Source organism: Roseomonas sp. KE2513, from assembly GCF_016107305.1.
GTDB lineage: Bacteria > Pseudomonadota > Alphaproteobacteria > Acetobacterales > Acetobacteraceae > Roseomonas.
In genome coordinates, this window is the sequence record NZ_RCVR01000018.1 from 99,127 (window position 1) to 110,444 (window position 11,318).

The 11,318-nt window shown below is 63.5% G+C and carries 7 protein-coding genes; 3 read left to right on the plus strand and 4 right to left on the minus strand.

Annotated features, from left to right (window positions below; translation table 11 throughout):
• Nucleotides 1-74 precede the first annotated feature (74 nt).
• Nucleotides 75-665 (minus strand): DUF2726 domain-containing protein, encoded by a 591-nt coding sequence (locus D9599_RS18305; RefSeq protein WP_198382718.1) that lies wholly within the window; start codon nt 663-665, stop codon nt 75-77.
• A gap of 543 nt (nt 666-1,208) precedes the next feature.
• Between D9599_RS18305 and D9599_RS18310 the strand changes: the two genes are divergently transcribed.
• The 3 genes from D9599_RS18310 to D9599_RS18320 are packed head-to-tail and all read left to right on the plus strand — an operon-like array spanning nt 1,209 to nt 6,717.
• On the plus strand, nt 1,209-1,400 hold the full coding sequence (locus tag D9599_RS18310) for a hypothetical protein (protein ID WP_198382719.1): 192 nt from the start codon (nt 1,209-1,211) through the stop codon (nt 1,398-1,400).
• A complete protein-coding gene (locus tag D9599_RS18315) occupies nt 1,400-5,395 on the plus strand; it encodes a hypothetical protein (RefSeq protein ID WP_198382720.1) in 3,996 nt (1,331 codons plus the stop codon). Before D9599_RS18310 ends, D9599_RS18315 begins: the two co-directional genes overlap by 1 nt.
• Entirely contained in the window at nt 5,392-6,717 is a 1,326-nt protein-coding gene (locus D9599_RS18320; RefSeq protein WP_198382721.1) for a hypothetical protein, read from the plus strand. Before D9599_RS18315 ends, D9599_RS18320 begins: the two co-directional genes overlap by 4 nt.
• 30 nt (nt 6,718-6,747) lie before the next feature.
• On the opposite strand, the gene D9599_RS18325 is transcribed toward D9599_RS18320, so the two are convergent.
• The 3 genes from D9599_RS18325 to D9599_RS18335 all read right to left on the minus strand — a co-directional run bounded on the left by D9599_RS18325 (nt 6,748) and on the right by D9599_RS18335 (nt 10,953).
• Entirely contained in the window at nt 6,748-7,461 is a 714-nt protein-coding gene (locus tag D9599_RS18325; RefSeq protein WP_198382722.1) for a hypothetical protein, read from the minus strand.
• Nucleotides 7,458-10,571, minus strand: a complete 3,114-nt coding sequence (locus D9599_RS18330) for an N-6 DNA methylase (protein WP_198382723.1) — start codon at nt 10,569-10,571, stop codon at nt 7,458-7,460. Before D9599_RS18330 ends, D9599_RS18325 begins: the two co-directional genes overlap by 4 nt.
• A gap of 91 nt (nt 10,572-10,662) precedes the next feature.
• Nucleotides 10,663-10,953 (minus strand): hypothetical protein, encoded by a 291-nt coding sequence (locus tag D9599_RS18335; protein ID WP_198382724.1) that lies wholly within the window; start codon nt 10,951-10,953, stop codon nt 10,663-10,665.
• Nucleotides 10,954-11,318 lie beyond the last annotated feature (365 nt).

Consider the following 11,318-nt stretch of genomic DNA (forward strand, 5'->3'; position numbering starts at 1 on the left):
CGACATATCGTTCGAAACGGCGCTAGACGCCCTCGATGGCCTGCTCGCTCAGCCATGTGCTTGCGCGTGCCGTGCTACGGAGCAGCTGCCCGGAGCTCCTCGCTGAGAAACGCATCGAGGTGAAGGCGGCGTTTGCAAAAAGGTGCGGCGACCTCGATGTAGCGAATGCCGGCGCGGGCCAGCACCGTCCGCTTCACGGTGTCTCGCTCGCGCGCATTCCCCTGGTAGTGCCCGCTGCCCTGGTACTCGATTACCGCCACGGGCCACCCCTCGCGGTCCACCACGAGGAAGTCGGCCCGCTTGCTGTTGATCCAGCGAAACGCCTCGCGATCTATCTCGGAGCGCCCCTCGGTCCTGAGCACTTCGCCCAGACTCACCTGTGGCCACACCTTCCAGTGCGGGTCGATGCTGCACGCAACGCTGCAGGCGCTGGCATAAACCGACGCCTCGCCGTGGTTGAGAACGCGCTTCGGCCGCCACATCACCTCCTGCCGGCTCACGGCGGCCACCTGGTCTGGTCGGGTCGCCGGGCGAGGGAATGCTCGACCCGCCAAGAACAGCAACAGGACGACCAAGCCGAGCGGGATGATCACCCCGTATGGGCCGAAGGTGGCAAGGAGCGGCCCGACCACTGGGATAGCATCGAAGATGGACGACGGGGACACCGAGCGCTCCTCTAGTGAGCCGCCCTGATGCCGCTGAACGGCGCGAACGGAAAGCGGCGACAGAGGCTTTCTTCGTGCCTCGACGGGCTAATGCCCTGGGTGCCTCGGACCAAGGTCAATTGCAGCTTAGGCCGGCCGTTCCGAGCGATCACTCCCAGCCGGAGGCTAGCGTCGGGTAGGGTGGAAGGCGGCTGTAGAGGTCTTGTGTCCGGATGTCCGCTTTACCGCCGAGGGTGGACGTCGGAGCCGTCCGGCTGGACCCGCTCGCACCGAGGTGTTCTGGCTGCCTCCTGCGAAGCCACCCGCTCAAAGCTGGCGTCGGGTTCAGGTGACGAATAGGCAGGGCAGGGAAACCTGGCCGCGGTTGGGCTGGCAAGGAGCGAAGAGTTTGCAGGAACAGAGCACGTCGGGCGTTCGGCCAACCTGTTCCACCATGGGGGCCATGGCCGCCTTGTTCTCGCTACTGGCCCTTGCGGGCTGCGGAACAAGGTGGACGGCGCGACGGATGAGCAGCTCACGGCTTCCTTCGCGGATCCGACACCGATGTCACGCACCGAGACGGAAGAGCCTCGCATCACCCGCCGGACCCTGGACTGCGTGCGCCTGATCGGTGGGCTGGACGACACGATCTACAAGGATGCGCCGGCCGAGATGCTCGGAGCCTTCCGGACCGACTGCCGGCGCGGTCTGCAGGAGCGCCTGCCCATGTGTTATGCCCAGGCGAAACGGACCTAGTGGACGAGCAAACGGTGAGTGTAGGCGAAGACAGTAAGCAAGGAGAGGACGGCGGCGGGTCCGGCGGTCACTCCCTTGCCGGTTACGAGTATCAGATCGACGTCTCGGTTTGGCTTGCGCTCGACTTGGTTCTGGCGAACCGCCTGACGCAAGAACTGATCCTCGAGCCTGCCTCTGAAGAAGACATCGAGGCTGATCTCGTCGAAAATGAGCCCGGCCGGTTGACGAGCACGGCGGCGCTGGATGGTTATCGGCTGATCGTACAGGCGAAGCTGCGCGGCGGCGATGCGTGGACCGTCGCAGGGGTAAGAGCCTTGCTAAAGCACGGCGAGGCTCGGCCGTCCGCCGCGAAGCGGATTGAAGATGGTAAAGCTCGGTATCTGCTGATCACCTCGGCGGGCCTGAACGGCGGAACGCGCGGCCTCCGCATTCGTCGGGCGGGAAGCTGGCCAAATCCGGGCGACATGCCGGCGAGGATCAAAAGCGCTCTGCCTGCGGGCTCGGCGGGGCGGGTCGCGATCATCGGCAACGAAGACCCGGAACGTCTGTCAAACGATATTAATACGCTACTGACCGAGAGCTTTCGCGTTCCCAACGCCCGACTGGACAATTGCCGCAAGGCCTTGCGCGACCAAGCGCGGATCCGGATCGGCGGCGCGGGCGGCGGACGCTGGACGCGCGCGCAACTCGAGCAAGTTATACGCCGCCACGACGGCTATATCGCGAGCTCGCCGGAACTGGACCACTATGTCCATCCCACGAACTGGGGTGAACTCCGTGCGGCGATGGGTGAGCGGCACGCCGCGCTGATCATCGGGCAGTCCGGAACGGGTAAGACAATGGCGACGCGCAAGCTCTATGACGAGCTGCGCAAAGAAATTCCCGGCCTCGCGCGGGTGCCGATTACGCTGGGTCCCGACCAGCTGCGCAACGACGGGACAGAGCCGCCTGTCCTCTACGACATCGAGGATCCGTGGGGGCGCTACGACTTCGACCCGAAAAGCCGGCCTTGGAACGATCAGCTAGCGCAGTTCTTCGCCAAGGCTCGCCGGGACCGGATGATCGTTGCAACATCTCGATTGGACGTCGCCCAGAGCGCGGGGGCGCTCGACACGGTAAAGCCATGGCGAGTCGGATTAGAATCGGAACATTACGGTCAGCCGGAGCGCCGGCGTCTGTACCGGGCTCGGATCGACGCGCTGCCCCGCAAGCTGCAGGCGCTTGCCAAGGAGAGTGAAGGGGCGGTCCTGGCGGAGTTAGCGACGCCGCTCGAGATCCAGAAGTTTTTCGACGCCCTGCCGACGCTTGAAGACAAGGAGCGGCGCCATTCGGCCGGGCTCGTGGCCGAGGCGATCCGGCGGGCGCATCAGGACTCGATTGAGCGCACCGTGGTCGATCAGATCGAGGAGCGAGGGGACGTGCGGGCAGCCGCCGTCCTGTGGGGATTGCTTAAAGCCAGCGACAAGCTCTCGCTCCGGCTACTGCGTGAGATCGAAGAGTCGCTTGCCGAGGCTGGCTCCCAATTCGAAAAGGGCGTTTCGCCCTTAGTTACGTTCTTCGTGGCGGCCAGGAACCTGCGCCAAACCGAAAGCACGATTACCTACTATCATCCCCGGGTCGAAGCCGGGATAGAGAAGGCGCTGGACCGTGACCGCCTTGTCGCGCGGAGGACCCTGCGGGTTCTGATCGATATCCTCGTGTCGCCTGATGGGCCAAGCGAAGCTTGGGGCGTCGCCGCATCAGCGCGACAGCTTCTCGCTTCCGATCGGACACCGGAGCTGAAGCCGACCCCCTCGGCGTCGGCTCAAGCCAAGATCGACACTTGGCTAGCGAGCGAGCTGGCCAAGGGTGGCAAGGAGTTCGAGGACAACCTCAACCTCGCCGAGGCGGCAGGGTCGACGGACAGCAACGTTTCCGAGGTCGCGCGCTTCCTCCTTCACCGGCCGGATCGCACATTCGAATGGATGCATATCTGGGGCCCGCTGGAGCACGACGAGGCTTGGTACGCCCGGATGCGGGCAGACCCAGCGGTCAAGGCGATCGTGGAAACCTTTGTTCGAGACGTGCTTCCACGCGCCCGCGACGACTTCGGGGTGAACTTCGTAACGGAGGCCGAGCGGGTCGCGCCCGGATTGACACCGGCGTTCCTGGCTGCAGCGGCCACGGCTGTTCACTACGGTGTTACGCATACCTATGACGCGATTGCAGAAGGTGCGCTCAACGATCTCGCTGGATTCGAGGCGATCGTCGATACCGCTGTCGCGGTACGCACCCCAAGCGCTGCTGATCTCCAGCGCAATGCGGAAACCCATCTCGCGATCGTTAACGGCGAGTACAGCGGTGACTATGCCGAGTATCTTGGCGAGAATGATGATGGTTGGACCGCGGGCGAGTTCCTGGAAGCCTATGTCCAACGCGTCCGCCAGACCATGGGCTGGCGTCACCTGGTCGCGCATCGGCACCGGGACAGCCTGCTCTACTACTGGTTCCGTGAGTTGGCGAAGGAGGAGGGGCCGGATCCAAACGAAGTCGCCGGAGCTTTCGCAGTGGGCCACGGAAGCAAGGACGAGGACGACCTCTGGCACGTCCTGACCAAGGCCTGGGACCCCGGGTTCGAACAGGCGTTGGTAGAGCGCATCATTGAGGGGCATGCCGAGTCGCAGGTGCGGCTAGCATCGCTTGCGTGCCTTGCCGAGCAGGCGGCCGAGCGGCTGCCGGCGATTTATCAGGAACTGGCTGACCGAGGACAGGATAGCCGGCTGGTCGAGATCGCGATCGACCTCGGCGAGATGCGCCGCAAGCGGTCGGACTTCGACGGTACCCGCCACGGTGAAGCCGCCGCGCGAGCAGCGGCGCTTCTGCCGCCGCTTCTCAAGGAGGTCAGCGATGCAGCCTTCGCGTTAGAAATGAAGGCTGCGCCCATCCTCTCGAAGGATGCGCGCGAACTGCTGATGCGCGCCGCGTCACCGAGCGAGGCGGTGCGCCTGTTCCGCGTCACCCTGGACAAGTACGTGCCGACGTTCGTCCCCGACGATGTGTGGTGGCTGCTGGCCAACACGGACGAAGCGAATAGCGCAGTAGAAGCGATCGAGGTCGCGATCCGGCACGGCATGAGACCGGAGTTCGAGGCGGCATTGTCGCACCGTTTTGCGGCCGTAGTCTCCAGCGCGCTCAAAGCGGTAGCGACGCCCATGGCGGCGCCACTGCCCGGCGCGCTGCTCGCGCTTGCCAGCCACAAGGGCAACTCTGTCCGCAGGGCGCTGGTGGAGCTTCTAGACGCAAAACCTCATCCTGAGCATCTTTCGGCGTTGCTGGTTCTCGCAAAGGACAGCTGGTCGTCTAGCTCCTCCTACCAGGGCGAGGAGGACGACTACCCCATCGCGCAAGCGGCGATCGGCGCAATCAGGAAGGTCGGGCCGCTACAAGGCGAGGTGACCAACGAACTTTATAGGCTGGCGATCGACACGCGCGACTCCGACCTCCGCTATGAAATCTTCGTCCTCCTTTTGCATGCCGGCGATCCTCGGCTTCAGAGCAAGCTGTTCGAGCTTGCCACTAATCCTGGGCGGCGGACGGTTCGCCTCGCGGCTGCCAGAGCGCTCATCGCGGGCCAAGAGCAGGTCACGCCCGAGACCGTCAGTCGGATTACCCCGCAGCTGCTCACGACGCGGATCGAAGGGGTGGCGTCTCGGCTGCTGCTGCTCGTTGCCCTGCGCGCCGAGATCCACCAAGTAGTAATGGCGGCGGAGGCGCTGTCGACGATCGAGAAGCGCCGCGTCCTGCTGCTTCTCGCGATCTGGATCGTTCGTGAACGGGATGCTGCTGCGGCGCAGCGGATCGCGCGGATGCTGCCGGCGAATCATGCGGCGGTGAAATGGGCCTTGGCCGGCGCTACGGGCAAGCTCGGTGACACCGCATTGGACGATTTGGGTGACCCGATCAGTGTCGAGCAAGTCCTATTGTTCATGGCGCCGAAGAAAAAGAAGACGCGGTGAGCGTGACTGACACCCAGCCGCCGGATGCTGTGAAGAGCGCTGTTGCGGAGCTGTGGGGTCTGCCGCCGCCGGGGCCGGATAACCTGTTCTCTTCGCCCGAGTTCGTGAGGCTGAAGGAGGCCTTGCAGAGCCTTTACCCGGAAGTGGGAAAGCCGGTGTTCGCTCTTGGCACGGCGCTGCGAAGCCTGGGCCTGCCGTGCGGGTTACCACGGAATCAGCAGCATCTAAGCCTTCCGCCCGACGAGGCGGCACGTCGCCTCGATCTTGGCCTTCGAGTTCGACACGCGCGGCGCTGGCATCTGGCGCCACTGGATCTCGCCGACGATCTTCCGAGTTTGCGCTTCGGGCCTGCCGAACTGCGCCGCTTCAGCGCTGACGAGCTCCGGACGCTGGTGGATGCGCCGGGCTTGGCGCGGGCCTTGCCTGGCGCCCTGTTCGAAGCGGAGCGCTTTGCCGAGTTTCAGTGGCTCGTCGTCGAGGAGGACGTGTCACTCGACCGGCCGCCGGAGGCGCGTGCGGTACCGGTGCTGTTCACAGACATGGGACAGGATTTCCGGCGCATTGAGCCGCACAAGGGCCGCTTCCCGTTGGCCGTGGAGGACGCCTTGTTCTTCCTCCTGCTCGCGCCTTGGGAGGACTGGTCACGTATGCCGGAGGTCGACTGGCGCGGGTTTCGGGTGCCGTGGGTGTATACGATCGACGAAGATCTTTTCGTCCGACCGCAGGCGCCTCCCTCGCCGGAGAGCCTCAGTTGGGAGCCGCTGGCTCTAACCGATGCATGGGGCGAAATTGTCGAGGCTGAACGCCCGGTCGTGCTTCCGCTTGAAGATCAAGCGGAGGCCTCTCTTTCTGACTGGAACGAGGCGGCATGGGAGTCCGTCTGCCGAGCCCGACAGTCGCCCTTGTTCCAGACTCCAGTCGCGCATTTCTTTGCTCGCGCCTATCTTCACGACGGCGTCGATGAATTTTTGAGCCACATAACCGCAATCGAGGCGGCGGTCGGGGTCCCGGCTGACCATGACCGAAAGCTTCGAGCGAAGCCAGAAAAGGGACTTGGGGCGACGAAACGCATAGCTGCCCGGGTCGCGGCTCTTACTGGAACCCGCAGTTTGGCTGACCAATACGAGCAGCTGTTTCGAGTCCGTAGCGCGTTTCTTCACGGACGATCAATGGGCGCGATCTCGACTGCCGAGCGTGTTCTCGCACGCAACCTCGCTCGTCAGGTCGTTGCTGCCCTCATCGAGCAAGCGAATGCCACTGTGAGCGGGAGCCGAGAGGACCAGCTGGCCGCTCTCCTTGATCGCGGACTGCAGCTCTCATGAACACGGGTGAACGACGCAGCGAAGCAGCTGTCAGGCCTTTTGCTTCTTGGATTTTCTGGTGGAGACTGCGTAGCCGAACGCCAGGAAGAAGTGGGACACGTTGATCGTGCCGTGCAACGGTGCGAATGCAGCATCCCGCTCATGCTCAGTATCGAAATCAGCGGTCGTGAACAAGGTCGATGGCCGCGTGAGCGGATCGCCGGCTGCGGTCTTCCGCAGCCTTAGGGCGGTCGCGAGCGCTGCGTCGCCGAGCGCCTGACGGATCGGGGGCACAACCTCGTCTTCGGGATCCAGAAGGACGCCAACCATGGCTGCGACCGACTGCCGGCGACTGTAGATGCCGGTCACGAAGCGTCCAAGCCCTCGATCCTGTAGATAATGATCGCGGTGGCGCTTTTGCCGGCCGAGGCGCTTGAACTCGAAGACGAGTTTCATGTCCTGGTCTTGATCGTTCCACCCGTAGGCGATGTCGGTCCGACGCTCCTCGATCATCGCGCCCGTTGCCGGGTCCATGGCTCCGATAATATCTTCTGCCGCCCACATCCCCAGAAGCCCGCGCTGCGGCGCGACGTAGTTCTCGATGTAGATCTTTAAGCGCTTTGTGAGGGCGTCTTCCTTCGTCTTCGGGTTAAAGTCGCGAAGGGGGCGCGTCGCGAGTTCGATCCAGGCTTGCCGGAGCGCCTCGACAGCTTCCGTGGCAGGCTGGAGCGGGAAGGCGGCGCGCCAGTCATCGGCCGAGGTCACGCGCTCACCTCGGATTTATCGCGTGAAGCGCGTGCTTGTACTCTCCGGACGATCTGCTCGGCATCCCGCGTCGCCTGACGAATCGTCCAGCTGCGTTGGGTGAGCGGCCGCACGAGGTAGAGAGCACCGTCGATCCACAGATGGGTGTCCGGAACCAGTGTCAGGAAGTCTCCCGACGGGATCGCACGAAGCCCCGCAACCCGCAGCTGCGCTAATGTTTGCAGTACGATCTCATCGCTGACGTCGGTGTGAATGACGGGCGCTTCCGTGACGTCTTGATCGTAGGTGATCCGAATGATGCCCGAGGGTCCTGCGCGTTCAGGATCGCTTACGACGACATCGACAAGAAACCGGCCCTGGCCCTTGGTGCGATTGCGCCATGAGGTCAGGGAGTCCGCCAGGGTTTGAGCATAGGTCTTGAAGTCGTCAGCGTTGGCAAGATGTTGTGCTGGCGTGTCCAAGCTCTTGAAGCTCCGTGGCCGGATCGAGGGCATCAGGACCTTGACGGTCTCGCGGATCAGCTTTCGCTCGGGATCGGTCAGCTCGAAATAGTCGAACACCGCATTGTCGAGGGCGTCCCGGATCTGACTATAGTGGGAACCCTGCTCGAGTTCCGGAAGCTGTCGTAACGCGTCGAGATATTCGCCAACTCGCGCGAGGGCAGCCCGCGCCGTCTCAATGTTTAGCGCGCTCTCCGGTGGGAAAAACGGAAACGTCTCGACGTCAGCCAAGTGAACGCCATTCCGTTCGCACAGCATCTTCCAGCCACGCATCATTAGGAAGTAGCGCGCGAGGGTGGATCGCAGGTAGATGGCGGCGAACTGAAGGAGCTTCGCGTCGTCCTTCGTTTTGGACGCGATCACGCCCACGCTGTGCGTGAAGGTAGCTGGGCCATCGTAGTAGACGGCCCTGATGTTCTGCTCCTCCTTGGAGAAGCCGTCCGGGAACAGAACCCTCGGGCCATCGAAGACCGCCAGCACGGCGTCGTTCAGGCCGACCACGGTTGAGTGGTTGGCTGGCCAAGGCCTCAGGAGATCCGGGTGCAAGACCGGGGAACCCGCGCTCAACGCCGTGATCGGCACGAACGGCCTGTCGCGGAGCGGTGCTGAGCTGACCGCCTCGCGGCTCTTGTCCTTGAGATGGATGCCCTTGCGATTGACCCAACGCCGCTCGTTCTGTGGACCGTTCCAGAAGTCCGCGAAGGACCCGCGAAGCGACAGGCGCGTCCAGATCGCGAGGTCACTAGCATCTCCCCACATGTTGGTGACGAGCAGTTGCGGGTCCTCGGCGACCGAGCGTGTCTGCAGGATATGTCGGTCAGCCGACTGCATGGTTAGCCGGCCGAGCGCCAAGCTCAGATCGGCCTTCGGTACGAGGTAATCGAAAGTTTCCCGAAAGGGGATCTGCCGCGGCAACGCCCGCTCACGACGTTCGCCAACGAACACGTGGCAGGTGTTCTCCGCCGTGGGGAAGAGAAGACCTTGAAGATCGCCGAAGTTGATCAGCCGGAGCGGTTGAACCCGCTCGAGTAGGTGCGTGACGAAGGTCGCGCTGGAGCCACCGAGGAACTGTCCGATCGGAAGGATGAGACAGGTTCGGCCGTCCTTCTCAAGAAAGTCGAGCGCTCGGAGCGTATACGCGCCGGCGATCTGACGACGGACGAACGGTGCGCCGGCCTTCTTGGCCCAGGCGTCCGCGGAGGTTTCGGACTGGCCTTCGGGCTCCGCCCAAGGTGGGTTGGAGATGATGAGCGAAAAGCGCTTGCCCGCGAAGCTATGGCTCTGACGGAAGAAGTCGCCATGCTCCTGGCCGTGCGCAAGATTGCTGTTCTGGAGCGGGGGGAGCTTCGCACCTCCACTGTCCTGCGCCTCCAGGATGTCGGCGGGATCGAGCCCTTCGAGTAGTGACAGGTAAAGGCTGAACGCGGTGACGCGGCAGGCCATGAAGTTAATGTCCCCGCCAAAGATGCGGTGCTTCAGCAACTTGCCGCGCTCGGTGAACGTCAGGGAGCGGCCTTCACGGGCCTCCGAGAGCGCAATCAATCGCCGGTAGGCGGTGGTGAGCAGGATCCCGGAGCCGCACGCGCCATCGAAAATCGTCTCTTCGAGCGGGTTGTCGGAGGTCAGAAAGGCCTGATCAACGGCGAGCATTGCGAGATTGCGAGGCGTGTAATACGCGCCTTCCTCGGCCTGTTGCTCAGGCGTGAGAAATTTCTCGTAAAGACCCGAGAGCAGCTCGACCGGGATGTAGCTGAAATCGTAGTTCCAGAAGTCGCCTTGCCCGGTCTCCATATCGGTGCGGCGGAGGAACTGGTTCAGGATGTCGAATCCGTCCGCCGAGAGGGCCGCCCAGGGATCGTGGCGATCGTCGCCGAGGAAGTCGCCGTTGAAGTCCGCACGCAGTCGATCGATGAGTGTCCGGACGCCGTCTCGAGCGCCTAAGGCGACGAGCTCGTGAAGCCGCGCGACCGAGCGCCGCTGCCGATAGGTGGGTCCTACAATCTCCCGATGCTCGAGATAGGAGACAAACAGCACCTGCCCCATCAGGAGCTCGGCTAGGCGGCGACGGTCCTTCTCGGGCGCGCGGTCGAGGCCGTTCTCGGTCAGGTCCTTGACGGCCGTAGACAGGTTGAACAGGAGCTTGCGGTCGACACGCGCCTTTACCTCAAACCACTTCGGCACTCGGCGCGACAGGTTCGCAGTAGCGACGTCCTGCGCTGAGAAGGGGCCGTCCGGGCGCGCGTCGCTCAACTGAAGCCGTTCGCCCGCCTTCTTCAGCTTGCGGGCGGGAAGCGCGAGCGCTTCGTCGCCGCGCACCTCGATGACCACGGTCGCGAGATTCTGGTTCCAGATGCGTTTGCGAGCATCGTCGAGGCCTTTGGCACCGAGGGGCCGTCCATCCTTTCCGACGAAGACGACGGTGGGCACGCCCTCGACGTCGAACACCGCCTGAGCCCGAACGGCTCCGTCGGGCTTCAGCAGGGCCTTGATCTCGAGCGCATACGGATGCGTTTCCGGGACGCTCTCGCCTCGAACATGCAGCAGGTCCGGCTCGGCCGTGTAGCCGAGTCGTTCAAGCCATCCCTGCAACGCAGCGGGGATCACGGTCACACCTTCCATGCTCTTGAGGACAAGAACACACGACGAATATTAGGGCCCGAAAGTGGCTTTGCTCGCAACTTAAAGAGGGGCTCGGACGCAGTCATGCGGTGCTCCGGCGTCCTGGTCGCGCGCTGACGACGGGTGGGTCCACCGCGACCGTTCGATCGTGGATCGCCGGCAGCGAGAAAAGGTCCGTCTGTCCCTGCGAAGCTTCGGCGTCAGGTAGAGCGAATCCGTCCCGCAGCACGCGCAGGTGAGGATCGAGGTGAATTACGAGCGCATCCGCTTCAGGCGCATCTTCGGCTTGGGCAAGAAACACCCAGTCTCGACTACCCTGAAGCGCGAGCCGCTGTCCCCAGAGCGCGACGAACGACTTCGATCGAAGCGCCATGCGAAGTCTGTCCAGCGATGCTTTGTGGGCCTGAAGTTCAAGGCTGAACTGGTCGTGCAGGAGAACCGCGAGCCGGAGAACGAGGATCGTCTGCCAGGTAAACCTCGCAGGAGAGCCCCTGCCTTCCGGACGGATATCTGCAGGAACTAGCGCGCGACGGCTTGTCCACTCCCGAAGCTTGTCCGTCGAGAGGTCAGTGAGCTGGCAAGCAATGGGCGTGGGAACGGAGCGCAGAGACCTTCTCCATAAATCGGGTACACTACCCGAATTTTTCACGAGAATGGGTATCACACCCGTTCTCGCGCGTAAACATGAAGCCGGCCCTGTCGATTGCCGCTGTGGGAGGTGACCACTAAGAATGCCTA